We start from the raw sequence: 26508 nt of genomic DNA, 5'->3' as shown, positions 1-26508 counted from the left end.
ATGGATGATGTCGGGGGCAACGCCCGTTTTCAGGACGCCGTCGCCGCGAGCGGCGAAGAGCGCTGGCGCGACGCGCTGCTGGCCGCCGACGTGCTTGCGGCCGGGCGCGGGGCGCTCGGCGGCCTGTGGCTGACGGCGCGCGCCGGGGGCGTGCGCGATGCCTTCGTCGATGGCCTTTTGCACGCCTTCGGCCCGGAGGCGCCGGTGCGTCGCCTGCCGCCCGGCGCCGGCAGCGATGTCCTGCATCCCCGGCTGGACCTCGCCGCGACGGCGCGGACCGGCCGGCCGGTCGCCGCACGGGGCCTTCTCTCGGCCGTCGACGGTGGCCTGATGATCGTGCCCATGGCCGAGCGGCTGGAGCCGGGAACCGCCGCGACCCTCGCCGAGGGCATGGAAGGACGGCGCGTGAGCGTTCTGGCGCTGGATGAGGCCGCCGAGACGGACGCGCCACCCCCGGGCGTGCTCACCGGTCGGCTCGCCCTGCATGTCAGCCTCGAGGGCATTCCCCTTGCGGCGACGCGCGCCGCCCGGCCCGCCCGTGCCGCAGGCGCCGCCGCGCCGCGGGACTGGCGCGCGGTCACCATGCCCGCCGGGCTTCTGGAGCAGATGCTGGCGCTGGCCCTTGCCGCCGGCCATGGCTCGGCCCGCGCCCATCTGCATCTCTTCACCGTCAGCCGGATCCTCGCCATGCTCGCCGGCCAATCGCAGGTGCGGCCGCAGGATGCGGTGAGCGCGCTCGGCCTGTGTCTCGGCATCCGCCTGCTCTCGGCCGAACCGCCCGCCGAGGCGGAGTGCGAACCGCCCGGCGACCCGCTGCCCGGCGACACGCTGCCCGACGCCGCGCCGCCGCACGCATCGCAGGCACACCATGCCCCGGACGAGGCGGACGCATCGCAGGCACAGGCGGCGCCCGCCGATGCGCTGGGCCGCCTCGAGGCGGCCATGGCGGCGGGCATGATCGACGGCCTGTCGCTTCTCGTCAGCGAACGGGCCGCGCGCCAGGCGAAGCGGGCCGGCAAGGCGGGCGCGCAGATGCGCAAGGCGCGGCGCGGACGGCCCTATGCCACCGGCCCGACGCCACCCTTCGTCGATGCGCGGCCGGATCTCTCCGCCACGCTGCGGGCCGCAGCACCCTTCCAGCGCCTGCGCCGGCGCGCCGCCGCAGCGGCCGGGGCGAGCCTGACCGGGGCAGGGGAGGAAGCCCCTGGCGCGCCGCAGATCCGCAAGGACGATTTTCGCTACCACCGCCGCCGCCACGCCGCGCCCTCCACGGCGATTTTCGTCGTCGATGCCTCCGGCTCCACCGCGCTCGACCGGCTGGGCGAGACCAAGGGTGCGATCGAGCAGCTTCTGGCGCGCTGCTACGTGCGCCGCGACGAGGTCGCCCTCATCGCCTTTCGCGCCGAGGGTGCCGATCTCCTGCTGCCGCCGACGCGCTCGCTCGTGGCGGCCAAGCGGCGTCTGGCGGCCCTTCCGGGCGGCGGGCCGACGCCGCTGGCGGCCGGGCTGAAGACGGGACTGGAACTGGCGCTGGCCGTGCGGCGGCGCGGCAACACGCCGATCGTCGTCATCCTCACCGATGGCGCCGGCAATGTCACGCTCGACGGCGAGGCGGACCGTGCACGCGCCGCCCGGCAGGCCGAGGACATTGCCCGCCACTACCGCGCCGAAGCGCTGAAGACGATCTGCGTCGACATCGCCCGGCGCCCGCGCCCGGCCGTGGCGACGCTGGCTGGCCAGCTCGGCGCGGATCTCCATCGGCTGAGCGCCGCCCGCGCCTCCTGCCTCTCCGCCCTTGTCGAGACCGCGATGATGGGGGCACGGCCATGAGCGCCCGCGCCCGGCCGGGCGAGGCCCCCGCCGATCGCTGGCTCGACTGGAGGCGGGACGGGCAGGACTGGCCGCACCGCGCCCACAGCCGCTTCGTGGAGGCCGCCGGCCTCGCCTTTCACGTCCAGGTCGCCGGGCCCGAGGGCGCGCCGCAGCTCCTCATGCTGCACGGCACGGGCGCGGCCAGCCATTCCTGGCGCCACGGGCTGCCGATCCTTGCCCGCCGCTACCGCGTCCTGGTGCCCGATCTCGTCTGCCACGGCTTCACCCGGCCGCTCTCGGCGATGGCGGACCTGTCGCTGGCGGGCATGACGGCGGCGCTGGGGGCGCTGCTTCTTGCCCTGGAGGTACGGCCCCACGCGATCATCGGCCATTCCGCCGGCGCGGCGATCGCCGTGTCGCTCGCAACCGCCCTCGGCGCGGGGGACGGGGGGCGCGGCACGCCCGCCGTCATCAGCATCAACGGCGCCTTCCTGCCGATCCGGGGCGACCGCCTGTTCTCGCCGATCGCCAAGGCGCTGTTTTCAAGCCGCCTGTCGGCGCGCATGTTCTCGCTTCTGGCGCGCACCACGCCCCTTGGCGGCAATCTCCTTTCCGCCACCGGATCGGCCATCGATGCCGAAGGCGCCGTGCTCTATCGCCGGCTTCTCGCAAGCTCCGGCCATGTCCGCGGCGCGCTCGGCATGATGGCGTCCTGGGATCTGCAGCGCTTCGATCGCCTGCTGTCGGCCTTTCCGGCCCCGCTCATCCTGATCGCCGCCGACGACGACCCGATGGTCCCCGCCGGGAACTCCGCGCATGCCGCGCGCCTTGCGCCGAAGGGGCGATGGATGCGCATGCCCTCCGGCGGACACCTCGTGCACGAGACGGCGGCAGAAACGGTCTGCCGGATGATCGAGACCGCGCTCCAGGACGGGCGACCGGCAGGAGCGGATGCAGCATGACCGTGGCGCAGCGCCTTTCCCTCGCCGATCCGGCCCACCGCGACCAGGTTCCCCCCGGCCAGGTTCCCCCCGATCCGGGTCCCCCCGATCCGGCCCGCCCGCATGCGGTCGTCATCGGCGCCGGCGTCGGCGGGCTCTCGGCCGCGGCCCTCCTGGCGGCGCGCGGCTACGGGGTCACCGTCGTCGATCCGCTGGAGGCGCCGGGCGGGCGGGCCTGTGCCCACCGGCAGGACGGTTTCGTCTTCGATGCGGGGCCGACCATCATCACCGCGCCCTGGCTCTTCGAAACGCTCTGGAAGGATTGCGGCGGCACATTCGCCGACGATGTCGATCTGAGGCCCTGCCTGCCCTTCTACCGGGTGCGCTTCGACGACGGGACCTGGTTCGACTATTCCGGCGACCGCGCGGCGATGGAGGCGGAGGTGGCGCGCATCGATCCCGTCCATGGCGTTGCCGGCTATCGCGGCTTCATGGAGGAAAGCCGGCGCATCTACGAGGTCGCCTTCGAAGAGATGGCCGACAAACCCTTCCACAGCCTCGCCGTCACGGCGAAAGCGCTTCTCGGCCTGGTGCGGCTCGGCGGCTATCGCTCGGTGCATTCGGTCGTTGCGCGGCATTTCCGGCATGAGAAGCTGCGCACGCTGTTTTCCTTCCATCCGCTGCTCATCGGCGGCAATCCGTTTTCGGCAACCTCCTTCTATTGCCTGATCGCGCATCTGGAGAGCAAACATGGCGTGCATTACGCCATGGGCGGCACGAATGCGCTGGCCGCCGGCATCGCGAACCTCGTCCGGCGCAATGGTGGCAGGATCCGGCTCGGCGAGACGGTCGAGACGATCCTGACGGAAGGGCGGCGGGCGACCGGCGTGCGGCTCGCCTCGGGCGAGACGATCCCGGCCGACATCGTCGTTTCCAACGCCGATCCCGCCATCACCTATGGCAAGCTGCTGGCCCATCTGCCGCGCCGGCGCTGGACGGACGGGAAGATCGGCCGCGGCGATTATTCCATGGGCCTCTTCGTCTGGTATTTCGGCACCAGCCGCCGCTACGACGCGGTGCATCACCATTCGATGATCTTCGGCCCGCGCTATCGCGGCCTGCTCGACGACATTTTCCACCGCAGGCGTCTGGCCGCCGATTTCAGCCTCTACCTGCATCGGCCGAGCGCCGTGGATCCCGCCGTCGCGCCGGCGGGCTGCGACAGTTTCTATGTCCTGAGCCCCGTGCCCAATCTCGCCGGCAACGCCGACTGGGCAAGCGAGGCGGACATCTACCGCCGGCGCATCGAAAGGCGGCTGGAGGAAACCGTCCTGCCGGACCTCGGCCGCCACATCGTTTCCTCGCGCATCGCGACGCCCATCGATTTTCGCGACCGGCTGCATTCGTTCCAGGGCGCGGCCTTCGCGCTGGAGCCGAAGCTTCTGCAAAGCGCCTGGTTCCGTCCGCACAACCGCTCGGAAGAGCTCGACAATCTCTATCTCTGCGGCGCCGGCACCCATCCCGGCGCGGGCCTGCCCGGCGTGCTCTGCTCGGCCCGCATCGTCGCCGGTCTCGTGCCGGATCCGGTGACACTCAAGGCCCGGGAAGGGCAGGCCCGGGGAGGGCAGACATGAGCGACGTCGTCACGGCTCCGCCCGCCTCCGCCATCTACCGCCCGGCGGCGCTCAACTATGGCTTCAGCGGTGCCGGAACGGACCTCGACCGGTGCTCGGCCTCCATCCGGCGCGGCTCCAAATCCTTCCACATCGCCTCGCTGCTGCTGCCGCGCGGCACGCGGCAGGCGGCGCATGCGCTCTATGCCTTCTGCCGCCATTCCGACGATGCCGTGGATGCGCGGGGACGGCGGGCGGATGTGCTGGAGCGGCTGCGGGAACGGCTCGACCGGCTCTATGCCGGCACGCCTTCCGATCACGCCTGCGACCGCGCCTTCGCGCGGCTGGTGGAGACGCATGCGATCCCCAAGGCCGTGCCGGTGGCGCTGCTCGACGGTTTCGAGATGGACATGACCGAGCGACGCTACCGCACGATCGCCGAGGTCAAGGACTACGCGGCCGGTGTCGCCGCGAGCGTCGGCATCATGATGGCGCTGGTGATGGACACCAGCGAGCCCTGGGCGCTGTCGCGCGCCGCCGATCTCGGGCTTGCGATGCAGCTGACCAACATCGCCCGCGATGTCGGCGAGGATCTCGCGAACGGCCGGCTCTACCTGCCGGAGGACTGGCTGGCGGAGGCGGGCGTCGACATCGCCGCCTTCCGCGCGGCACCCCGCTTCACGCCGGAGATCGGCGCGGTCGTCGCGCGCCTGCTCAGCGAGGCCGACCGGCACTATGCGCTCGCCCATGCCGGGATCGCGGCCCTGCCCGCCGACTGCCGGCACGCGATCCGGACGGCGGCGCTGACCTATCGCGAGATCGGCCGCGAGATCGCGGGCGCCGGTTACGACAGCCTGTCCCGCCGCGCGCGCACCTCCCTTCCCCGCAAGCTCGCGATCATGCTCGCGGCGCGCCGGCCCGTCGCTCTCCCGGAGGGCCTCGCGGCCGCCGCCCGCCTTGCGCCGCCCGATCCCTCCGTCACGGCCCTCGTCGCGGCCGCGGCCGGCCATTCCGGGGCGCGCGCATCGGCACCCCCCGGCGGCGCGGGCGGCCTCGACCGTTTCGCAACGCTGCTGCTCGATCTCGAACGCCGCGCCCGCGCCGATCGTCGCCCGGTCCGGCCTGCGGCGGGCGAAGGGGCACAAGGAGGGATGGCCGGACATGTATGAGACCTATTTCGGCCTCATCGAGGCCCTCTTCGTCTTCGGCCTCGCGCTCGCCTTCTACATCTGGCAGAAGCGCGATCTCGCCCGCTACGACGATCGCAAGCCGGAGACGAAGACGCCGGACGGCGAGGACGGCAACGCCTAGAGCATTTCCGGTGATCACGGGATCACCTTCAATGCTCTCAGTCGTTATTTTTGGCGCATTCTCCGGCGCCGAAGCGATCACGCTTCGGCTGGAAATGCTCTGGAGCACGCTCTTCGGACGCCGGTTCACCGGACGTGCTCCTTCCTTTTGTTTTTGCAGCATCGTCTGACACGGAAGCGATCGGGACCTGGCGTCCGGACGATGCGTTGAAACAGGGCGATAGCGTATCCCCGGTGAACCAGCGATCGCCGGACATGCTCCAGCGCGCCCGGTCGATCCGGTCGTACCAGAACGGCGTTCCCACGCCTCTTCCTGAAGCATCCCCGTGCCGGTCCGCGCTTCACTCCGGTCGGATCATGCTCCAGCCACCCCGCCGCGGCATGCGGAAGGGCAGCATCAGCCGCACCAGCGGATGGGCGAGCCGGCGGCAATCGAGCGTTTCGTGCATGAGGCGCACGCTGCGGCCGGCAAGCCTGACATCGACCAGCGCGCGCGTGTAGAAGGGCGTATCCTCCAGCCGGCGGCGCAGCCCCGGCTGCGTACCGGGATCACAGGCAACCGAGACGGGCACGCCCCAGAAGCCGCGCGGCAGGGACTGGCGGGGGGGCAGCGCGAAGACCTCCGGCGCGGTTGCGGCCATGCCCGCCGGCTGCCGGAGGCCGAAGGCGCGGCGCGTCCCGTCCGCAAGCCGGGCATCGTAGAGGATCAGCGTCTCGCCCGTTTCCGCCACACGGCCGCGCGCCCAGTCCCAGCCGCTGAAATCCTGCTCCAGCGGCCTGCGGCCCATGTTCCAGTCGTGATAGCCATGGCCCTGCCAGCCGCCGCCTGGCAGGAGATCGCAGACGACGGTCGCGCGCCCCGCCGGCATGCGCGGCGCCCAGAGATGATCGCCCGCGCCGTCCAGCGCCACCGCCGGCCCGCCGGCGGCCTCGGGCGCGAGGGTGATCGTCCCGGCGATGCGGCGGGGCAGGAGACGCTGGCCCGGCCAGGGCAGGGCGGTTTCGTCGAACCGGATCGACAGGGTGCCGTCCGCCTCGACCGCCATCCGGCTCTGGCCGATGCCGATCGCGTCGTCGGCGATGTCGAGCGCCGCGGCGCCGCGCTCCGTCATCGCCCAGACATTGCCCTCCGGCGTATAGAGCGCCACGTTGAAGGCGACGTGGTTGTCCGGGCGCCTGCGACCCGACCAGTGGTAATAGGGCGAGAAGACCGAGCCGACGAAGGCGATCACGGTCAGCGCGTAGGCGCCGCAGTCGCTGACGGCATCGGCATACCACCATTGATAGCCACCGGGCGGGACCGGCCGTCCGAACGGTGATCCGCCATCAGGCTTGCCGCCGCGATCTTGCCCGACAGCGCCGCCATCGGCACGCCAGGCCCCGGATGGATGCTGCCGCCCGCGAGATAGAGGCCCTTCAGCGCCGTGCGCGCCGCCGGCCTGCGGAAGGAGGCCGCCCATCCGTGCGAGGCCATGCCGTAGAGCGCCCCGCCCGTTTCCGGAAAGAGCCGGGCGAAGCCGTCCGGCGCCGTCACCGTCGTCCGGCTCCTGTCGAAGCGCAGCGCCGATCCGTTCGCCGCCAGCCGGCCTTCCATCGTGGTCAGACATCGCTCGATCTCGCTTTCGTCATAGGCGCGCCGGTCGCCGTCGGCGGGCATGTTCATGAGGGCGTAGAGACGCTCGGGCGCCTCGACCTCGCCCCCGTCGCGCCGCATCCCCCCGGCGGTGCGGTCGGGCGCGCAGAGATAGACGGTCGGATCGGCCGGCGCCCGGCCATTTCGGAAGATCGCCTCGAACTCGGCGCGGCTGTCGTCGGAAAAATGCACCGTGTGATGGGCAAGGCTTTCGCCCTGCGGCGCCACCAGCCCGCAGGCGACAAGCGCCGAAAGCGAGCGCTCCGGCTGCGCGTCCGGGCGGGGCGGGGGGCGGCCGACAAGGCCTGCCAGCGCTGCCGCATCGCCGTTGAAGATGACGCCGGTTGCCGGCAGGACATGCTCGCGGTCGGTGCGCACGCCCGCCACCGCGCGGCCCGACCGATCGCGCATGATCGCGTCGACCCGCTCGCCATAATGAAACGTGACGCCGAGATCGGCGGCGATCTTCGCAAGCCGCCGGGCCAGCACGGACATGCCGCCCTCGACGATCCAGACGCCTGCCTGCTCCACATGCGCGACCAGCATCAGCGTCGCCGGCGCGCGGAAGGGCGAGGCGCCGCAATAGGTAGCATAGCGGCCGAACAGCTGGCGCAGCCGCGGATCGGTGAAATAGCCCTCCAGCGCCGACCAGAGGGTGGAGAAGGGCCGAAGCGCGAGGAGCGAGGCAGGGCGCAAGAGCCCGATCCGCGCCGAAAGCGACAGCGGATCGGGCCTTTCGGCGTCGATGAAGGTGTCCTTGAGCAGCCTGTAGATGCGGGCGCTGTCGGCGGCGAAGCGCGAAAAGCCCTCGGCCTCGCGCCGGCCGGCGAAATCCGCGATCGCCCGGCGGCTTTCGGCCACCTCCGCGAAGAGGTCGAGGCTTTCGCCGCCGCGCCAGACATGGCGGGCGAGCGTGGTCGCGCGCGTCAGGGCTATCTCGTCTTCGAGGCGCGTGCCGACGAGCGACAGGAGGTCGTCGAAGACCCATGCCATCGTCAGAACGGTCGGGCCCGCATCGATCGCGACTGCGGCGTCGCCGGCCGGCACCTGCCGCAGCTTGCCGCCGGGCGTGTCGCCGATCTCGACGACGCTGACCCTAAAGCCCGCGGCCGCCAGCCGGATCGCCGCGGCAAGGCCGCCCATGCCCGCCCCGACGACCACGACCGGTTCGTGCGCACCCTCCGGCAAAAGAGCCTCCCGACACGTTGACATTCCGTTTCCATCTGTCAATTTATGTTGACACAAGAATTCGTCAACACATTTTGACAGACCTTGGGGGAGGGCGAAGATGGACGTGTCGGACCGCATCGAGACCGGCATGCAGCACGCGCTGCGCATGGCGACGGCAAGCGGCTGTCCGCCCCGCCTTGCCCGCGCATTGCGGCATGCGGTGTTCCCCGGGGGCGCCCGCATCCGTCCCCGCCTGTGTCTGGCGGTCGCCGTCGCCTGCGGCGACCGCGACCCCGTCTCCGCCACGGCTGCCGCGACCGCCATCGAGCTCCTGCACTGCGCCTCGCTGGTGCATGACGACATGCCCTGCTTCGACAATGCCGCCATCCGCCGGGGGCGGGCGTCCGTGCAGGCCGAATTCGGCGAGGCGACGGCGCTGCTCGTCGGCGACGGGCTGATCGTCGCCGCCTTCGAGACGCTGGCGCGCGAGACCGTGCATGCCCCGCGGCTCACCGGGGCGCTCACCGCCCTCATCGCCAAGGCCGTGGGGGCACCCTTCGGCCTCGTCGCGGGCCAGGCCTGGGAAGGCGAGCCCGAGATCAACATCGACCAGTATCACCGCGCCAAGACCGCCTCGCTGTTTGCCGGCGCCGTTTCGACGGGCGCCGTCGCCGCCGGGGGCGAGCCGCAGGCCTGGCTGGCGCTCGCCGACGCGCTGGGCTCGGCCTATCAGGTCGCCGACGATCTCTATGACGCGCTCGGCGACGGCGGCACCGCCGTGGGCAAGCCCGCCCATCAGGACCAGCGGAACGGCCGGCCGAACATCGTCGCGATACGCGGCGTCGCCGGCGCCATGACGCATCTGCGCCACCTCGTGGACACGGCCGCCGACAGCGTGCCGGAATGCGCCGGGGCGGACGGCCTGCGCGGCATGATCCGCAACGAGGCGACGCGCCTGATGCCGAAGAAGCTCGCCGCGAGCGCGGCGTGAGCGCCGCGCCATGGCCGCCGACGCCGCAGTCCCGGAGGAGCGCCGGCGCCCGCCGCTCGCAGTGCGCCTGCGGCTCTGGCGCAACCGCCAGATCGCGAGGCCGGGCTTCCGCCGGCTGATTTCCCGCCTGCCGTTGCTGCGACGCATCGCCGACCGCAACGCCGCCGCCCTCTTCGGCCTTATGAGCGGCTTCGTCCATTCCCAGATCCTTCTCGCCGGCGTCAGGCTCGGTCTTTACCAGGCGCTGCTCGCCCGGCCCGCCGACACGGCGAGCCTTGCCCGTCAACTGGGCTTGACGGCGACGCGGATGCGCCTGCTGCTCGGCATCAACGCGGATCTCGGCCTGACGATCGAGGTGGCGCCGGATCTGTGGACGCTGGACGATGCCGGCGTCGTCCTCGCCAGCGACCAAGGCCTCTCGGCCATGGTGCGCCACCACGATCTCCTCTACCGCGACCTGCTGGAGCCGGACCGGTTGCTGAAGGGGACGGCCGGCGAGACCGCGCTTGGCCGCTACTGGGCCTATGCCCGAAACGCGGAACCCGGCCTGCTTTCCCCGGAGGCGGTCGCGGACTATTCGACGCTGATGCGCGAGAGCCAGGCGATGATGGCAGCCTGCCTGCTCGACGCCCATGACTTCGGCCGGCATCGACGCCTCATGGATGTCGGGGGCGGAGAGGGCGCCTTCCTCATCGCGGCGGGCCGGCGGCATCCGGGCCTCGGCCTGCATCTCTTCGACCTGCCGGCCGTTGCCGACCGGGCGACGGGCCGCCTCGATGCGGCCGGCCTTGCGGCGCGCGCCAGCGTCACCGGCGGCGATTTCGCCCGCGACCGGCTGCCGGGGGAGGCCGACTGCGTCACGCTGATCCGCATCCTCTGCGACCATGACGACGCCCGTGTCGCCGCCATCCTCGCCAATCTCCACCGGTCGCTGGCCCCCGGCACCCGGCTGGTCGTCGCCGAAGCCATGCGCGGGACGGATGCGGGTGCGCGGCTGTCGTCGGCCTACTTCGGCCTCTATTTCCTCGCCATGGGCGCGGGCCGCTGCCGCAGCCCCGGCGAGATCGCCGATTGTCTCGTCGCCGCGGGCTTCCGCGACATCCGTCCCGTGCCCTCGCCGAACCGCCTGATCGCCGGGATTGTCACGGCTGTCCGCTGAAGCCGTCTGACGCGACGGTGCAGCGTGACGGGCACAAAGACATGCGCGAAACCAAAGGCTTAAGGCACCGGCGCAACGTGGAGGGGCGGCGACGCGCTCCGGCCCGGACAGGGCGAAGAACGGAAAAGTGTAAATTCTTGTTGACGATCCATACTGTCAATCTAAGATGACAGTCGGAGTTCGAATGAACCCGAGGCGGGGAGGGACATCATGGAGGCGGCAGGCGTCATCTTCGAAAGACCGGGCAGCGTTGCTGTCCGCCGTCTTGCGCTGACGGCACCCGGCCCGGCCGACGTGGTCGTCGAAACCCTTGTCTCCGGTGTCTCGACCGGCACCGAGAAGCTGCTGTTCACCGGCACGATGCCGGCCTTTCCCGGCCTTACCTATCCGCTGGTCCCCGGCTACGAATCGGTCGGGCGCGTCGTTGAGGCCGGCGAGCGGTCCGGCCGGGACGTCGGCCGCCTCGTCTTCGTGCCCGGCGCGGCCTGCTACACCGAGGCGGCCGGCCTGTTCGGCGCGACAGCGTCCCGCCTCGTCGTGCCGGGCGCGCGCACCGTCGCGATCGACGGGACGATGGGCGAAGAGGCGGTGCTGCTGGCGCTTGCCGCCACCGCCCACCATGCCGTCTCGCGCGCCGGCGGACCGGTCGATCTGGTGGTCGGCCATGGCGTGCTCGGCCGGCTGATCTCGCGGATGCTGCCCGCCCTCGGCAGGCCCGCGCCAATCGTCTGGGAAACCAATCCGGACCGCCGTCGCGGTGGGGCGGGCTGCACGGTCATCGATCCCGCCGAGGACGGGCGCACCGGCCTTGCCGGCGTGATCGACGCCAGCGGCGATGCCGGCCTCATCGACCGCATCGTGCCGCGCCTGACGCGGCCCGGCGATCTCGTGCTGGCCGGCTTCTATGGCGAGCGCATCGATTTCCGGTTCACACCCGCCTTCATGCGCGAGCTGCGTCTGTCGATCGCGGCCGAATTCACGCCCGCCGATGTCGAGGCCGTGCTGACGCTGGTCGCCGCCGGCCGCCTGTCGCTCGCAGGCCTCGTCACCCATCGCGCGGCACCCGCCGCCGCGCAGTCCGCCTACCTGACCGCATTCGAAGATGCCGACTGCCTGAAAATGGTGATCGACTGGAGGACCGCCGCATGACCCTCGACCTCGACAGTCGCGACCTGATGCATGATCAGCTGCGCGAAGAAGCCATGATCGAGCCGGACCTGCCCGCCACCGGTCCGGTGAAAAAGGAAACGCAGATCATCGCCATCTACGGCAAGGGCGGGATCGGCAAGAGCTTCACGCTCGCCAATCTCTCCTACATGCTGGCGCAGCTCGGCAAGAAGGTGCTGCTGATCGGCTGCGACCCCAAAAGCGACACGACGTCGCTGCTCTTCGGCGGGAGGGCCTGCCCGACGATCATCCAGACCGCATCCATGCGCAAGGCGGCGGGGCAGGAGGTCTCGATCTCCGACGTCTGCTTCAAGCGCGACGGCGTCTTCGCCATGGAGCTCGGCGGGCCGGAGGTCGGGCGCGGCTGCGGCGGGCGCGGCATCATCCACGGCTTCGAGACGCTGGAAAAGCTCGGCTTCCACGACTGGGACTTCGACTACGTCCTGCTCGATTTCCTCGGCGACGTCGTCTGCGGCGGCTTCGGCCTGCCGATCGCCCGCGACATGTGCCAGAAGGTGGTGGTCGTCGGCTCGAACGACCTGCAGTCGCTCTATGTCGCCAACAATGTCTGCTCGGCGGTGAAATATTTCCGCAATCTCGGCGGCAATGTCGGCGTGGCCGGCCTCGTCATCAACAAGGATGACGGCACGGGCGAGGCGGCCGCCTTCGCCGAGGCCGTCGGCATTCCCGTGCTCGCCGCCATTCCCCAGGACGAGGATATCCGCCGCAAGAGCGCCAACTACCAGATCATCGGCACGCCGGACAACCGCTGGGGCCCGCTCTTCGAGGCGCTGTCGATCAATCTTGCCGAGGCGCCGCCGGTCCTGCCGCGCCCGCTCGACCAGGACGGCCTGCTCGCCCTTTTCGACGCCAGCGAGACCGGCGCCGACTACCAGCTGCAGCCGGCGTCTGCCGCCGACATGTGCGCGGCCGGCAAGCTGTCGCGCCCCTCCCTCGAAGTCGTCTACGACGCGGTGTGAGGCGGAGCCATGGATGATCTGAAGGCGTTCGACGCCGCCGACACGAGACAGGCCGAGCCGGTCGGCGACCACGCGGCCGTCGGGACAGTCGCCGCCGCAGACGCGGACGGCGCCTGCCACAGCGGGGCCGAGCGGTCGCGGGCTGCGGCGCGCGCCGCCGGCAACGGCGCGCTGCTCGACCGTTTCGAGGCCGACTATCCGAAGGGCCCGCACGACCAGCCGCAGTCCATGTGCCCGGCCTTCGGGTCGCTGCGCGTCGGCCTTCGGATGCGCCGGGTCGCCACCATCCTCTCGGGCTCGGCCTGCTGCGTCTACGGTCTCACCTTCACCTCGCATTTCTACGGCGCCAAGCGCTCCGTCGGCTATGTGCCCTTCAGTTCCGAGACGCTCGTCACCGGCAAGCTCTTCGAGGACATCGTCGAGGCCGTCCACCAGATGGCCGATCCGGAGAAATACGACGCCGTTATCGTCACCAATCTCTGCGTGCCCACCGCCTCCGGCGTGCCGCTGAAGATGCTGCCGCGCGAGATCTCCGGCGTGCGCATCGTCGGCATCGACGTGCCGGGTTTCGGCGTGCCGACCCATGCGGAAGCCAAGGACGTGCTGTCGGCGGCGATGCTCGCCTATGCCCGGCAGGAGGCGCTCGCCGGCCCCGTGCAGCGCCCGCGGCAGCGGACGACCGACCGGCCGAGCGTGACGCTGCTCGGCGAGATGTTCCCGGCCGATCCGATGGTCGTCGGCGCCATGCTGGAGCCGATGGGCCTTGCCGCCGGGCCGACCGTGCCGGTGCGCGAATGGCGCGACCTCTATGGCGCCCTCGACTGCGCGGCGGTCGCCGCCATCCACCCCTTCTATACCGCGAGCATCCGCGAATTCGAGGCCGCCGGCCGGCCCGTTGTCGGCTCCGCGCCCGTCGGGCTCGAGGGAACCGACGCCTGGCTCTCGGCTATCGGCGCGGCCTGCGGCGTCCCCCGCGCCCGCATCGACCAGAGCCGCGACGCCATGCGCGGCGCGATCTCGGCGAGCCTTCAGGCCAAACGCATCGACGGCCGCATCACGCTATCCGGCTATGAGGGCTCCGAACTGATCGTCGGCCGGCTGCTGGTCGAGCTGGGCGCGGACCTGCGCTATGTCGGCACGGCCTGTCCGCGCACGCCGTGGAATGCGGCGGATGCCGAATGGCTGGCGGCGCGCGGCGTCGAGCTCCGCTTCCGCGCCTCGCTGGAGGACGACCTCGCCGCCTTTGCTGAATTCCGCCCCGATCTCGCCATCGGCACCACGCCCGTGGTGCAGAAGGCCAAGGAGACGGCGACGCCGGCGCTCTATTTCACCAACCTCATCTCCGCCCGCCCGCTGATGGGCCCGGCGGGTGCCGGTTCGCTGCCCGACGTCATCAATGCCGCCATCGCCAACAGGGCGCGCTTCGAGGCGATGGATGCCTTCTTTGCCGGTGTCGGCGCCGGCGAGACGGCCGGCATCTGGCAGGAGACGCCGAAGGACCATTCCTCCTTCCGCAAGACCTATGCCGCCAAGATGCGCAAGTCGATGAACGCGGTCGACAACGGGGAGAGCGTCGGATGCTGATCCTCGACCACGACCGGGCCGGCGGCTACTGGGGCAGCGTCTACGCCTTCACGGCGATCAAGGGCCTGCAGGTCATCATCGACGGCCCCGTCGGCTGCGAGAACCTGCCGGTGACCTCGGTGCTGCACTACACGGACGCGCTGCCGCCGCATGAATTGCCGATCGTCGTCAGCGGCCTGTCCGAGGACGAGCTCGGCCAGCACGGCACGGAAGGCGCCATGAAGCGGGCGCGCCGCGCGCTCGATCCGGACCTGCCGGCCGTGGTCGTCACGGGGTCCATCGCCGAGATGATCGGCGGCGGCGTCACGCCGGAAGGCTCCAACATCCTGCGCTTCCTGCCGCGCACCATCGACGAGGACCAGTGGCAGAGCGCCGACCGGGCGCTGCGCTGGCTGTGGACGGAATTCGGCCCTAAGGGCGGCAAGGTGCCGGCGCCGCGCCGCCGGCCGGAGGGGGCCAGGCCCCGCGTCAACATCATCGGCCCGATCTACGGCACCTACAACATGCCCTCCGACCTCGCCGAGATCCGCCGGCTGGTGGAAGGCATCGGCGCCGAGATCAACATGATCTTCCCGCTCGGCAGCCATCTGGAGGATGTCCGCAAGCTGGCGGATGCCGACGTCAACATCTGCCTCTACCGCGAATTCGGCCGCCTGCTCTGCGAGAGCCTCGACCGGCCCTATCTGCAGGCGCCGATCGGCATCCATTCCACCACCGCCTTCCTGCGCAGCCTCGGCGAGCTTCTCGGCCTCGATCCGGAACCCTTCATCACGCGCGAGAAGCACACGACGCTGAAGCCGCTCTGGGATCTCTGGCGCTCGGTGACGCAGGACTTCTTCGCGACCGCGAGCTTTGCCATCGTCGCGACCGACACCTATGCCCGCGGCGTGCGCAATTTCCTCGAGGAGGAAATGGGCCTGCCCTGCACCTTCGCGGTGGCGCGCCGCCCGGGCGAGAAGACCGACAATGCGGCCGTCGCCGATCTCGTGGCGAAGCGCCCGCCGATGATCCTCTTCGGCTCCTTCAACGAGCGCATGTATCTCGTCGAGAGCAATCTGCGGGCGACCTTCGTCCAGCTCTCCTTCCCCGGCGCGGTGGTGCGCCGCCATACCGGCACGCCGGTGATGGGCTATTCGGGCGCGGCCTGGCTGATCCAGGAGGTCTGCAACGCGCTGTTCGACATGCTGTTCTCGATCCTGCCCAAGGCGAGCGAACTCGACGCCATCGAGGCGACGACGGCGCGGCGGGCGGGGGAACTGCCCTGGCAGGCCGAGGCCCAGTCGCTCTTCGACCGGCGCATGGCCGACGAGCCCGTGCTGGTGCGCATCTCCGCCGCCCGGCGGCTGCGCGATGCGGCCGAGCGGGAGGCCGAACGGGCCGACGCCGGCGAAGTCACGCCCGCCCATGTGGAGCGGGCCGCAAGAATGCCGATGCCCGCCTGAGCGCGGACCGGCCGGTCAGACACCATGGCCCGACGGGCCTTTAGGAGGACATGCGATGCCCCAGACGACAACCGTCGGAACGGCCGGACGTTTCCATATCGACCGGCGCGCCGAGCGCCACGAGATGCGGCAGCTCTTCCTGATTTCCTATCCGCTCTGCCTTGCGGCGGCGCTGGCGCGGCGCGGGGCCGCGCTTGCCACCGGCAGGAGCGCAACATCCGGACAATCGGTCTTCGCCGAGGCCAGCGCCTCGGCCTATGCGGCCGTCGGTTATGCGTTTCACGCATGACCTTTCGCTTCGACGGTGTTCTCGACACCGCCGAGACACCGGCACCGGCCGTTCGCGGCATGCCGGAACCCCGCCGCGGGGGTGCCGCGGTATTCGAGGCTAGGAGGTGCGTTTGATGGCTGATCCATCGAGTGTTTCACTTTCGGGTCTGACCGAAAGCGAAGCGCGCGAGTTCCACGGGCTCTTCATCCAGGGTTTCCTGATGTTCACGGCGATTGCCATCGTCGCGCACATCTTGGTCTGGATGTGGCGTCCCTGGATCCCGGGGCCGGAAGGGTATGTGTTCCTTGAACACATGAACCAGTCGGCCCAGGCGCTTCTGCCGATGCTGGCCTGAGGAGAGCGACGATGTGGAGAATCTGGCTGATGTTCGATCCGCGCAAGGCGCTGGTCGCACTGTCCGTCTTCCTGTTCACGCTCGCCATTCTGATCCATTTCATCCTGTTGAGCACGGACCGGTTCAACTGGCTTGAGGGCAAGCCCTTAAAGACCAGCGCGATCGAACACACGCTCGGCAGCGATCAGGATCAGCGGCTCATCGGCTGAACCCGAGAGGGCAGCGGGCGCGGCCGGCCACCATGGCCCCGCCCGCCGCCGGACACAAGGCTGAGACGCCCCGCGATACCGCGGCGGCGACCGCCAAACACCTGCGGACGGCCCGAGGAGGAACCTGATGGCGCTGCTGAGTTTCGAACGCAAATACCGCGTGCGCGGCGGCACGCTGATCGGCGGCGACCTGTTCGACTTCTGGGTCGGGCCCTTCTATGTCGGCTTTTTCGGGGTCACCACGGCCTTCTTCGCCATTCTGGGCACCGCGCTCATCGTCTATGGCGCGGCCATCGGCCCGACCTGGAACATCTGGCAGATCTCGATCGCGCCGCCCGACATTTCCTACGGCCTGGCGCTGGCGCCGCTGAAGGAAGGCGGGCTCTGGCAGATCATCACCGTCTGCGCGCTCGGCGCCTTCTCGTCCTGGGCGCTGCGCGAGGTGGAAATCTGCCGCAAGCTCGGCATGGGCTATCACGTGCCCTTCGCCTTCTCCTTCGCCATTCTCGCCTATACGACGCTGGTCGTCGTCCGCCCGCTGCTGCTCGGCGCCTGGGGTTATGGCTTCCCCTACGGCATCTTCAGCCATCTCGACTGGGTGTCGAACGTCGGCTACCAGTATCTGCACTTCCACTACAATCCGGCCCATATGATCGCGGTGTCGTTCTTCTTCACGACGACATTTGCGCTCTCCCTGCATGGCGGCCTCATCCTGTCGGCGGCCAATCCCGGCGCCTCGCGCGACGCGCCCGGCAAGCAGGCCGAGGTGAAGACGCCGGAATACGAGGACACCTTCTTCCGCGACATCATCGGCTATTCCATCGGCACGCTCGGCATCCACCGCCTCGGCCTGATCCTGGCGCTGAATGCCGGCTTCTGGAGCGCGGTCTGCATCGTCATCAGCGGCCCCTTCTGGAATCGCGGCTGGCCGGAATGGTGGAACTGGTGGCTCGAACTGCCGATCTGGAAGTGAGGGGGAAACCGTCATGGCGCAATATCAGAACATCATCACGCCCATCCAGATCTCAGGCCCGATCGAGGAGGGGATGCCGCTGCCGCGCGGCGACAGTGCGCGCACCGGCAAGGCCTTCTTCGTCCGCCTGTTCGGCATCATCGGCAATGCGCAGATCGGCCCGATCTATCTCGGCTATCTCGGCACGCTCTCGCTGGTCTTCGGCTTCATCGCCTTCGAGATCATCGGCCTCAACATGTGGGCCTCCGTCGGCTGGGATCCGATCCAGTTCGTGCGCCAGCTCTTCTGGCTGGGGCTGGAGCCGCCGCCGGCGAAATACGGGCTGAAGGTGCTCCCGCCGCTGGCCGAAGGCGGCTGGTGGCTGATCGCCGGCTTCTTCCTGACCATGTCCGTCATCCTCTGGTGGGTGCGCATCTACCGCCGCGCCCGGCAGCTGGAACTCGGCATGCACGTCGCCTGGGCCTTCGCCTCCGCCATCTGGCTCTTCCTGGTGCTCGGCTTCATCCGGCCGCTTCTGATGGGCAACTTCTCCGAAGCCGTGCCCTTCGGCATCTTCCCGCATCTCGACTGGACCGCCGCCTTCTCGATCCGCTACGGCAATCTCTACTACAACCCGTTCCACTGCCTCTCGATCGTCTTCCTCTACGGCTCGGTCCTGCTCTTTGCCATGCACGGCGCGACGATCCTCGCCGTCGGCAAATATGGCGGCGAGCGGGAGCTTGAGCAGATCACCGACCGCGGCACGGCCTCGGAGCGCGCCGCCCTCTTCTGGCGCTGGACCATGGGCTTCAACGCCACGATGGAATCCGTGCACCGCTGGGCCTGGTGGTTCGCGATCCTGACCCCGCTGACGGGCGGCATCGGCATCCTGCTCACCGGCACGGTGGTCGACAACTGGTACCTGTGGGGCGTCAATCACGGCCTCGTCTCGCCGCTGCCGCGCCTTTGGCCCGGCGTCGTCGATCCGGCGCTCTAAGGAGAACGACGATGAAACTCTGGATTCCCTTCGCCGTTTCCGCCGGAACGCTTCTGGCCATCGCAAGCTTCGTCGGCGCCGGCTGGGATGCGCCGCCGGTGGAATCGACCCAGCTCGGCTATCGCGGCACGGGCATGGTCATCCACAGGGACATCGAGACCCAGGAGGCGCTGAAGGCCGCGAACGTCGTGCCGGCGGCGCCGTGGGAGCCCGATCCCTCCGGCGAAAAGGCCAAGGACCTCTACCAGAACGTCCAGGTTCTCGGCGAGCTCTCCGATGACCAGTTCAACCAGGTCATGGCCTCCATCACCGCCTGGATCGCACCCGAGGAACAGGGCTGCAACTACTGCCACAATCCCGAGAACATGGCGTCCGACGAGATCTACACCAAGGTCGTGGCGCGGCGCATGATCCAGATGACGCAGGCGATCAACGTGGACTGGACGCCGCATGTCGGCGCCACCGGCGTCACCTGCTACACCTGTCACCGCGGCAATGCGGTTCCGGCCCAGGTCTGGAGTACCAGCCTCGAGCCGAAACCGGCCGGCAACATGACGCAGGACCGCGCCGGCCAGAACGTCGCCTCCGCGCTGGCCGGCAATACCTCGCTGCCGCAGAACGCGCTCGCCTCTTATCTCCTCGGCAGCGAGCCGATCCGCGTCCACGCCACCACGGCGCTGCCGGGCGGCACGACCACCGCGGGCGTGAAGGAGACCGAGAAGACCTGGTCGCTGATGATCCACATGTCGGAATCGCTCGGCGTCAACTGCGTCACCTGCCACAATTCGCGCGCCTTCAACGACTGGGACCAGAGCCCGCCGCAGCGCGTCACCGCCTGGCACGGCATCCGCATGGCCCGCGACATCAACGCCACCTACATCACCGGTCTCGCCCCCGTCTTCCCCGCAAACCGCAAGGGACCGGAAGGCGACGTGCTGAAGGTCGGCTGCGGCACCTGCCACAACGGCGTGCAGAAGCCGCTCTACGGCGTCTCCATGCTGAAGGATTACGTCGATGCGCTCGGCAAGAAGGGCGGCACCGCCGTGCCCGACTATACCACATACGAGCCCGGCAAGACCCAGGTCATGGGCGTCGACGCCGTAACGACGCCCCCGGCGCCGGCAGCGACGAACTGACGGGGCGGCCGCGCGCCGCAACGGATCTGTCGGCGGCGCCTGCCATGGCAGGCGCGGCCGACGTTTCGTCTTTCGGTTTCGCAAATGCCGGGCGGGGGGCAGACCGTGCGCTTGCGGCGCCCGTCCTCGCCGGGAAGGTCGAAGGACCGGCCGTCGCGATCCCGGCCTTCGCCTCGACGCCGCGGCCGGCGTGCCGAATTCGGCGTTGAAAAGTCAGTCTCCGTGGCACGCTGGGCCACCTCGCGACAGAGCCTTTCAAAGACATGGGATCGATGTGGTTTTCCCCCGGGCGATCCGTCCGCGCGCGATGCCGTCACGGGATCGCGCGGACAATCGCATCACGGCCCGTCACGACCTATGAAGGCCCTTTTCAACCCGCCAGCCGGGTGGACGGGAAATGCAGGCCGGGGAAGCGGGCGAGGTAGATGCCGAGCCAGGGCGTGAACCGCTCCGGTGTCGCGGCGATCTCCGTCATGAGGTCGGCGCGGGTGATCCAGCGGGTCTCGGAGACCTCGCACGGGTCCGGGCTTAGGGCGAGCGTGGCGCGGTCGGCCACCGCGCTGAAGAGGGTGACGCGCTCATGCTCGCTGAGCCCGTTGCCGACATCGGCGGCGTAATCGACGGTGACATGGCGCACGAGCGGAAGCGTGACGCCGAGTTCTTCCGTCAGCCGGCGGCCGGCGGCGGCGTCCAGCGTTTCGCGCCAGTGGGGGTGGGTGCAGCAGGTGTTCGCCCATTGCCCGCCGCAATGATATTTCGCCTGCGCCCGGCGCTGCAGCAGCAGGTGCTCGCCATCGAAGACGAAGACCGAGACGGCGAGATGCAGTTGCCCGTCCACATGCGCCTTCATCTTCTCGATCGGGTACAGCGAGCCGTCGCCGGCGACGGCGGGGATGAGGACGGGGGCTTCAGAACGCGGCATGGGTCTCACCTGTCGTGTCGATCGTCCGGCCCGTCGTCCCGAGCGTCCGGAAGGGAGGGGCGCGTCTCCGGTCAAACCCGGATCGCCGGACATCATCCGTCTGTCTGTTTTCTCTCGGCCCGACGCAAGGCCGCTGAGGCGGTTTTAACGGACCTTGCGCGAGATGGATCGGCGATCGCGCGGACTCCGGCTTTCCCGACCGGAGATCCGAAGCATAAGGCGCGGCACGGAAAGAGCGCGACACGCCTCGGGGCTCGGCCGCTCATGCCTGTCTTTTCGGCGCAGGGCCCCTGTCGGCCTCACGCCACCCTGCGGGCGAGCGCGCATTGCGACCAGAGCGAACAGAGCGCTGCGGCCAGATGATCGATGTCGGCGTCGCTGTGCAGCGGCGTCGGCGTGATGCGCAGCCGCTCGGTGCCGACGGCCACCGTCGGATAGTTGATCGGCTGCACATAGATGCCGAAATCGTTGAGCAGCACGTCGGAGATCCATTTGCACTTGGCGGCATTGCCGACCATCACGGGGACGATGTGGCTCGGATTGGCCATGTGCGGAATGCCGCGCCGGTCGAGCGCCGCGCGCACCTTGGCGACGGCGGCGCGGTGCTGCTCCCGCTCCACCTGGCTTTCCTTGAGATGGCGGATCGAGGCCGTGGCGGCCGCCGCCAGTGCCGGGGGAATGGCGGTTGTGAAGATGAAGCCCGAGGCAAAGGAACGGACGAAGTCGACGAGCGTCGCAGACGCTGCGATATAGCCGCCCATGACGCCATAGGCCTTGCCGAGCGTGCCCTCGATCACCGTCAGGCGATCCATCAGCCCCTCGCGCGCCGCGACGCCGTCGCCGCGCGGGCCGTACATGCCGACGGCATGCACCTCGTCCAGATAGGTCATCGCCCCGAATGCGTCGGCGACATCGCAGATCTCGCGGATCGGCGAGATATCGCCATCCATCGAATAGACGGATTCGAAGGCGACCAGCTTCGGGGCGGCCGGATCGTCGGCGGCCATCAGCGTGCGCAGGTGCCGGTAATCATTGTGGCGGAAGATGCGGCGCGGGCAGCCCGACGCGCGGATGCCCTCGATCATCGAGGCGTGGTTCAGCGCATCGGAATAGACGATGATGCCGGGGATCTTCGCCAGCAGCGTGCCGAGTGCGGCCCAGTTCGAGACATAGCCGGAGGTGAAGATCAGCGCTGCCTCCTTGCCGTGCAGGTCGGCAAGCTCGCGCTCCAGGAGTACGTGATGGTGGTTGGAGCCGGAAATGTTGCGCGTGCCGCCGGCACCCGCGCCGCACTTGCGGATGATCTCGATCATGCGATCGGTGACGACCGGGTTCTGGCCCATGCCGAGATAGTCGTTCGAGCACCAGACAGTGACCTCGCCGATCCCCCCGGCCGTATGGATGCTGGCCTTCGGAAACGCCGTGCACTGGCGTTCGAGCTCCGCGAAGATGCGATAGTTGCCGGCGGTGCGCAGCTCGTCCAGAGCCCTTGCCATGTGCTGGTTGACGTCCATCTGCCATTCCTCCCCTGTCATGTCCGACCCGTGCCCGCGGCCGCTTTTCGCGCGGAGCCCGGGCGCGGTTCCCTCAAAGTCGTTCCGGTGTGACGCCGGCCACCGGGACGGCCGCCGTCTGTGCCTGTGTTTCCCGCGCCGACGCCAAGACGGCAGGCGTCCTCTCGGCCTTGCCGCGCGGCATGGCCCAGCGCCACAGCGCCGTGTCCGACACCGGCAGCACGAGGATCAGGTGTTCGAGAATGGCGAGCGCCATGAAGCTCGCCAGAAGAATGTGGCCGACCAACGAATGGACCTCGCTGGCGCTCGCGGCAGCCACCACCAGCACCACGAAGAGGCCGGCCGCCGCCGCCATCAGCAGCGGGAAGATCGGCGCGACGCGGTCGGTCTTGAAATAGCTCTTGAGATGCGAGACGGGCCGCGGCATCAGCTCGCTGACGGCATGCGGCGCGCCGAGGAAGATCAGCAGCTTGGCCGAAATCCGCATGCCCCAGAGCAGGCCGAAGGTGGCAAGCCCGAAACGGTTCTCCGCCCCGTGCAGCACCAGATAGAGGGCAAGCGCGGTGACGAGGATGGCGATCTCGTGGTCGCAGACCGCCTCGAAGGCGGCCCTGAAGCGCTTCAGCCCCGTCAGCCCCGGCGGGCATTCGCCGGTGCGCCGGCCCGTCAGCGCGCCGGTGAGAAACGCCGCCTCGTGCCAGGCCCAGACGAGCAGCGCGCCGAAGAAGCCGGCATAGGAGCCGAGCGCGGTCCGCTCCGCGCCCCCGAAGACCATCAGCGCCACGCCGAGCCCGCCGGCAAGCGTCATCACCGGCAGCACCTGGCGCGCGCGCCAGCCGCCCCGCTCCGTGCGGTTGACCATGGCCAGCACCAGCCCGGTGGACAGCCACCAGACGCCGATGGCGACGAGGACGACGACTAGCGGGTGCGAGAACGCCATGGCCGCCTACCAGACCGGCTGCAGGCGCGAGGTGGCGGGAATGGCGTTCTTCTTAGTCGGGATCGCATACATGCGCACGAAATTGGCGGCGGCGGCGAGCGTCCAGACGCCCTTGCGCAGCCGGCCGCCGATGCCGCCGGCGGCATTGGTCGCCATGATCTTGCGGTTGATGCGCTCCATGCGGCGGAAGCCGGCGCGCATGGCCGGATGGTCGAGATCGAGCACCAGCGGGAAGCACTGGCGCGAGATTTCCGACGTCAGGCGGAAGACGCGCATGTCGTAATCGTCGATGTCGACGCCGAGGGCTGCGTGGAAGGCCGGGCGCATGTGGTCGCGCACATACATGGTCGCGAAGACGGCGAGCAGGAAGAACTTGATCCAGTAGGCGTTGACGCCGTGCATCAGCTTTTTGTCGGAGCGGATGATCAGCGAGAAGGCCTCGCCATGGGAGAACTCGTCGTTGCACCACTCGCGGAACCATTTGAAGATCGGGTGGAAGCGCTGTTCGGGATGCTTCTCCAGATGGCGGAAGATGGTGATGTAGCGGGCATAGCCGATCTTCTCGGAGAGATAGGTGGCGTAATAGATGAACTTCGGCTTGAAGAAGGTGTATTTCTTCGCCCGGGCGAGGAAGCCCATGTTGACGCCGATGCCGAAATCCTTGAGCGCATCGTTGATGAAGCCGGCATGGCGGGATTCGTCGCGGCTCATGTAGCCGAAGAGCTCGCAGATCTCCTGGTTCTTGCCGCGCCGCTTCATCTCCTTGTAGAGCACGCAGCCGGAAAATTCCGAGGTGAGCGAGGAGACGAGGAAATCGATGAACTCCTCGCGCAGGCCGTCGGGCAGCGCCTCGATGTCGATATCGTCCCAGTTGGCATTGCGCTTGAAGTGGCCGCGATTGGGATCGCTCTTCATCTGCGCGATCAGCTGGTCCCATTCGGCGCGCACCGGCTCGACATCGATCCGGTCCATCTCCTCGAAATCGGTCGTATAGAAGCGCGGCGTCAGCATGGTGGAGACCAGCGCGCTGCGCGTCGTGTCGTTGACGCCGGCGAGGCGCTCCTCGATGGCCGGCTCGTGGTCCTGCAGGTCGCTGCTCGGGACGTGGTTGTTCATGACAGGGCCCTCTCCGTGAAGCTGAATTCGCACAGTTCCATCATGTCGAGATCGCCGGTGGCGCGGGTCCAGGCCCGCTCCAGCGCGCCGGCGCGCGTGATCGTCGCCCTGCGGCGGAAGCTCCTGCACTGGCCGTAGGGGATCTGCACCGGCGCGCCGTGGACCTGCACCTCGTCGCCGGGATGCACGATCACGCCGTTGTCGAAGCGCAGATGCGCGCCCAGCGCCTCGAAGGTGTTGTTGATCTCCACGGTACAGTCGACGTCCTCGCGCCGGCGCATCAGGGCAAAGAGCGCGGAAAGGGGCGACATCATGGGCGGGCTCCTCCTTGGTTGCCGAGGAGCGCGGCGAAGGATGCCGCATTGTCCCGGCCGAATGCTTCGAGCGTGATGCGTTCGCCGGTCGCCGTATCCGACAGGCTGACATGGCCGCTTTCCCAGCGGATGAGGCGGTAGGGTGTCGCGACGGGCACGGCCGAGACCTGGCGCATGCGCTCGAAGGCGCGCAGCGAGCCGCGCACGAAGCCGCCGGTGTCGGGCTGGTAGCGGGCGATCGTCTCGCCGGTTACGGCATCGGAGACGGTCACGACATCGCCGTCGGCCCGGCCGAGAACAATGTCGCGCACGGCCATCGCCCGGCCGTTGTCGACCCTGACCACGCCGCGGCCGGTCGTCTGGCCGAAGAGCACGGCGCCGGTCGCAAAGACCAGCAGGCCGAGGGCGGCGGCGATCAGCGGCGCGGGAATGCGCGCCGTCCTGCCTGAGCGACGCGTGTCGAGATAGCCGAGGCTGAGGGCCGATCCCATGACGTCCTCCTATTCCGCCGCCGCGGCATGGCCGCCGGCGACGTAGCCGGGCGAAACGGCGACCGGCGCGGCCGGGCGGGCAAGGCCGGCCGCCATGTGGCTGTTGCGGAAGGCGATGACGGCCCGCGCCAGGACCTCGGAGACGCCGGCCGCATCCTCCAGGCAGATCAGCGCCGGCTGCGGCTCGGAAAAGCGCCAGCCGCGCACATGCGGCCACTGTACCAGCCAGGAGAGGCGATGACCCGGCAGCAGCGCGACCGCGATCGAGCCGCCGCGTTTTCCCCGCTCGACCATGGAGACGGCATTGATCTGGCGATAGGGAAGGTTCAGCGTCATGGAGAGCGCCACGCCGAAGCGCATCACGAGACGCTCCGAGGTGATGGTGTAGAGCGTCGTGCGCTCGACGCCCCAGGCGAAGAGCTCGACGAGGCCGATCAGCACCGCGCCGATCGCCGTCAGCACCGCGACCGCGAAGAGGATGCCGCCGGCCGGCTGGCCGTCCGAGAGCCCGGCGGCCACGGCCCAGAGCGCGAGAACGACGAAATAGGCGGCGAGATAGACATTCTTCAGGCTGTGGCGGGCGACCAGCCGGGCGCTGGGGCGCCCCTGCCAGAGAATGCGCTCGCCGGCCGGAAGCGCGCCCGGCAGGCCCGGCACCGGCTCGATCTCATGCTCGCGGACGACGAACTGTTTCACAGCAGCGGCTCCTGTCTGGCGCTGGTCGCGTAGAGCAGGCCGGCGCCGAAATAGGCGACGACGCGGTCTTCCTCGCGCAGCGTGATCGTCTCGGGCGCGGCGGTCGCCGGCACGTCGGCGAACTGCGCCGATGTCAGCGCGTGGACATAAAGCTGGCGGCGGCCGCGCACGGTTTTGAAGACGACGAAATTGTTCGGCAGGAGAACGCTGCGCGCCCCCCCCTCCAGCGTCACCTCGTAGTAGCGCAGCAGCTGCTCGGAGCGGTCGACCCAGACATCGGTGACCGTGCCGGCGACCGCCCGGTCGCAGCCGACGACGACAAGGCCGCGCGGATCCTTTTGTCCCTCGGCGATGCCGAAGCCGGGCGCGACCCGCAGCGGCACGATGCGGGCCTCGCCATGGGCGGTCATGTCGGGCCGCTCGGCGCGCTCGGCCCAGGAGCCGGGGCCGACGCCGGCCAGCAGCGGATTGCCGACGGGCTCGATCGGCGAGCCCGGAGCTTTCGCGATGCGGCGGGCCGCAAGCGGGCGCGTGTCGCGCACGAAGTCCGGGACGGAATGGGTGCCCTGGCCATGGGGCAGCACGAAGGTCTTCTTCGGCGGGACGAAGAGGAAGGGATGCTTGTTGTAGCGGCCCGTGGCGTCCTCCTCCAGCGGATAGCCTTCGCGGCGATCCTCCTGGCGCAGATACCAGACGAGCCCGGCAAAGAAGAGCCAGAAGGCGTAGAGCACCACCTGCGCCACGTCCATGCTGCCGACGAGAGATCCGGTCATGTTTGCCTCCCCAAGGATGT

28 protein-coding genes are annotated in these 26508 nt (G+C 69.5%); 17 read left to right on the top strand and 11 right to left on the bottom strand.

Annotation, left to right across the window (positions count from 1 at the left end; translation table 11 throughout):
* Genes ACEVQ6_RS14960 through ACEVQ6_RS14940 form a run of 5 tightly spaced genes read left to right on the top strand, consistent with a single transcriptional unit; the run spans position 1 to position 5677 of the window.
* Positions 1-1830 carry a VWA domain-containing protein gene (locus ACEVQ6_RS14960; protein ID WP_374889826.1) on the top strand — a complete coding sequence of 610 codons (1830 nt, stop codon included), beginning with the start codon at positions 1-3 and terminating at the stop codon, positions 1828-1830.
* The gene (gene bchO / locus ACEVQ6_RS14955) at positions 1827-2774 is read left to right on the top strand and encodes an alpha/beta fold hydrolase BchO (protein WP_374889825.1); all 948 of its coding nucleotides are present in this window, start codon (positions 1827-1829) and stop codon (positions 2772-2774) included. The genes ACEVQ6_RS14960 and bchO overlap by 4 nt, the downstream gene beginning before the upstream one ends.
* Complete coding sequence (gene crtI / locus ACEVQ6_RS14950) at positions 2771-4387, top strand: phytoene desaturase family protein (protein WP_374889824.1); 1617 nt, start codon at positions 2771-2773, stop codon at positions 4385-4387. The genes bchO and crtI overlap by 4 nt, the downstream gene beginning before the upstream one ends.
* On the top strand, positions 4384-5535 hold the full coding sequence (locus ACEVQ6_RS14945; protein ID WP_374889823.1) for a phytoene/squalene synthase family protein: 1152 nt from the start codon (positions 4384-4386) through the stop codon (positions 5533-5535). Before crtI ends, ACEVQ6_RS14945 begins: the two co-directional genes overlap by 4 nt.
* Complete coding sequence (locus ACEVQ6_RS14940) at positions 5528-5677, top strand: hypothetical protein (RefSeq protein WP_374889822.1); 150 nt, start codon at positions 5528-5530, stop codon at positions 5675-5677. Before ACEVQ6_RS14945 ends, ACEVQ6_RS14940 begins: the two co-directional genes overlap by 8 nt.
* A gap of 37 nt (positions 5678-5714) precedes the next feature.
* On the opposite strand, the gene ACEVQ6_RS14935 is transcribed toward ACEVQ6_RS14940, so the two are convergent.
* From ACEVQ6_RS14935 to crtD, 3 genes are read right to left on the bottom strand one after another with little or no spacing between them, the layout of a single operon-like run.
* A complete protein-coding gene (locus ACEVQ6_RS14935) occupies positions 5715-5981 on the bottom strand; it encodes a hypothetical protein (RefSeq protein ID WP_374889821.1) in 267 nt (88 codons plus the stop codon).
* Between the two features lie 36 nt (positions 5982-6017).
* Positions 6018-6908 carry a carotenoid 1,2-hydratase gene (locus ACEVQ6_RS14930; protein ID WP_374889820.1) on the bottom strand — a complete coding sequence of 297 codons (891 nt, stop codon included), beginning with the start codon at positions 6906-6908 and terminating at the stop codon, positions 6018-6020.
* Between the two features lie 2 nt (positions 6909-6910).
* Entirely contained in the window at positions 6911-8497 is a 1587-nt protein-coding gene (gene crtD / locus ACEVQ6_RS14925) for a 1-hydroxycarotenoid 3,4-desaturase CrtD (protein ID WP_374889819.1), read from the bottom strand.
* 100 nt (positions 8498-8597) lie between these two features.
* On the opposite strand from crtD, the gene ACEVQ6_RS14920 reads away from it, so the two are divergent.
* The 12 genes from ACEVQ6_RS14920 (at position 8598) to pufC (ending at position 19722) form a co-directional block, all read left to right on the top strand.
* Positions 8598-9470 (top strand): polyprenyl synthetase family protein, encoded by an 873-nt coding sequence (locus ACEVQ6_RS14920; protein ID WP_374889818.1) that lies wholly within the window; start codon positions 8598-8600, stop codon positions 9468-9470.
* A 10-nt stretch (positions 9471-9480) separates the two neighbouring features.
* Positions 9481-10629: a methyltransferase gene (locus ACEVQ6_RS14915; protein WP_374889817.1), complete on the top strand. Its 1149-nt coding sequence runs from the start codon at positions 9481-9483 to the stop codon at positions 10627-10629.
* A 210-nt stretch (positions 10630-10839) separates the two neighbouring features.
* Positions 10840-11778 (top strand): chlorophyll synthesis pathway protein BchC, encoded by a 939-nt coding sequence (gene bchC, locus ACEVQ6_RS14910; RefSeq protein WP_374889816.1) that lies wholly within the window; start codon positions 10840-10842, stop codon positions 11776-11778.
* Complete coding sequence (locus tag ACEVQ6_RS14905) at positions 11775-12776, top strand: chlorophyllide a reductase iron protein subunit X (RefSeq protein WP_374889815.1); 1002 nt, start codon at positions 11775-11777, stop codon at positions 12774-12776. The genes bchC and ACEVQ6_RS14905 overlap by 4 nt, the downstream gene beginning before the upstream one ends.
* Positions 12777-12785: 9 nt before the next feature.
* Positions 12786-14360, top strand: coding sequence for a chlorophyllide a reductase subunit Y (bchY, locus tag ACEVQ6_RS14900; protein WP_374889814.1), 1575 nt, complete (start codon positions 12786-12788; stop codon positions 14358-14360).
* A complete protein-coding gene (gene bchZ / locus ACEVQ6_RS14895; protein ID WP_374889813.1) occupies positions 14354-15802 on the top strand; it encodes a chlorophyllide a reductase subunit Z in 1449 nt (482 codons plus the stop codon). The genes bchY and bchZ overlap by 7 nt, the downstream gene beginning before the upstream one ends.
* 55 nt (positions 15803-15857) lie before the next feature.
* A complete protein-coding gene (locus tag ACEVQ6_RS14890) occupies positions 15858-16091 on the top strand; it encodes a hypothetical protein (protein WP_374889812.1) in 234 nt (77 codons plus the stop codon).
* Between the two features lie 115 nt (positions 16092-16206).
* A complete protein-coding gene (gene pufB, locus ACEVQ6_RS14885; protein ID WP_374889811.1) occupies positions 16207-16428 on the top strand; it encodes a light-harvesting antenna LH1, beta subunit in 222 nt (73 codons plus the stop codon).
* Between the two features lie 11 nt (positions 16429-16439).
* Positions 16440-16637, top strand: a complete 198-nt coding sequence (gene pufA / locus ACEVQ6_RS14880; protein WP_374889810.1) for a light-harvesting antenna LH1, alpha subunit — start codon at positions 16440-16442, stop codon at positions 16635-16637.
* Positions 16638-16764: 127 nt separating this feature from the next.
* On the top strand, positions 16765-17610 hold the full coding sequence (gene pufL, locus ACEVQ6_RS14875; RefSeq protein WP_374889809.1) for a photosynthetic reaction center subunit L: 846 nt from the start codon (positions 16765-16767) through the stop codon (positions 17608-17610).
* A 13-nt stretch (positions 17611-17623) separates the two neighbouring features.
* Complete coding sequence (gene pufM / locus ACEVQ6_RS14870; RefSeq protein WP_374889808.1) at positions 17624-18586, top strand: photosynthetic reaction center subunit M; 963 nt, start codon at positions 17624-17626, stop codon at positions 18584-18586.
* A gap of 11 nt (positions 18587-18597) precedes the next feature.
* Positions 18598-19722 (top strand): photosynthetic reaction center cytochrome PufC, encoded by a 1125-nt coding sequence (gene pufC / locus ACEVQ6_RS14865; RefSeq protein ID WP_374889807.1) that lies wholly within the window; start codon positions 18598-18600, stop codon positions 19720-19722.
* A 370-nt stretch (positions 19723-20092) separates the two neighbouring features.
* Here pufC and idi read toward each other — a convergent pair whose 3' ends face one another.
* The 8 genes from idi to puhA all read right to left on the bottom strand — a co-directional run bounded on the left by idi (position 20093) and on the right by puhA (position 26488).
* Positions 20093-20644, bottom strand: coding sequence for an isopentenyl-diphosphate delta-isomerase (idi, locus tag ACEVQ6_RS14860; protein WP_374889806.1), 552 nt, complete (start codon positions 20642-20644; stop codon positions 20093-20095).
* A gap of 299 nt (positions 20645-20943) precedes the next feature.
* Positions 20944-22158, bottom strand: a complete 1215-nt coding sequence (gene hemA / locus ACEVQ6_RS14855) for a 5-aminolevulinate synthase (protein ID WP_374889805.1) — start codon at positions 22156-22158, stop codon at positions 20944-20946.
* 73 nt (positions 22159-22231) lie between these two features.
* Positions 22232-23098, bottom strand: coding sequence for a putative photosynthetic complex assembly protein PuhE (gene puhE / locus ACEVQ6_RS14850; RefSeq protein WP_374889804.1), 867 nt, complete (start codon positions 23096-23098; stop codon positions 22232-22234).
* Positions 23099-23104: 6 nt separating this feature from the next.
* Positions 23105-24214 carry a magnesium-protoporphyrin IX monomethyl ester (oxidative) cyclase gene (gene acsF, locus ACEVQ6_RS14845; protein WP_374889802.1) on the bottom strand — a complete coding sequence of 370 codons (1110 nt, stop codon included), beginning with the start codon at positions 24212-24214 and terminating at the stop codon, positions 23105-23107.
* Positions 24211-24528, bottom strand: a complete 318-nt coding sequence (locus ACEVQ6_RS14840; RefSeq protein WP_374889801.1) for a hypothetical protein — start codon at positions 24526-24528, stop codon at positions 24211-24213. The genes acsF and ACEVQ6_RS14840 overlap by 4 nt, the downstream gene beginning before the upstream one ends.
* Entirely contained in the window at positions 24525-25019 is a 495-nt protein-coding gene (gene puhC, locus ACEVQ6_RS14835) for a photosynthetic complex assembly protein PuhC (protein WP_374889800.1), read from the bottom strand. Before puhC ends, ACEVQ6_RS14840 begins: the two co-directional genes overlap by 4 nt.
* A 9-nt stretch (positions 25020-25028) precedes the next feature.
* Positions 25029-25715 (bottom strand): photosynthetic complex putative assembly protein PuhB, encoded by a 687-nt coding sequence (puhB, locus tag ACEVQ6_RS14830; RefSeq protein ID WP_374889798.1) that lies wholly within the window; start codon positions 25713-25715, stop codon positions 25029-25031.
* Positions 25712-26488, bottom strand: coding sequence for a photosynthetic reaction center subunit H (gene puhA / locus ACEVQ6_RS14825; RefSeq protein ID WP_374889796.1), 777 nt, complete (start codon positions 26486-26488; stop codon positions 25712-25714). The genes puhB and puhA overlap by 4 nt, the downstream gene beginning before the upstream one ends.
* Between the last annotated feature and the right edge of the window lie 20 nt (positions 26489-26508).

Origin of the sequence: Ensifer soli, from assembly GCF_041928815.1 — a bacterium.
In the GTDB taxonomy this organism is placed as follows: Bacteria; Pseudomonadota; Alphaproteobacteria; order Rhizobiales; family Rhizobiaceae; genus JBHFEI01.
This window is presented reverse-complemented; position numbering and strand designations above follow the sequence as displayed.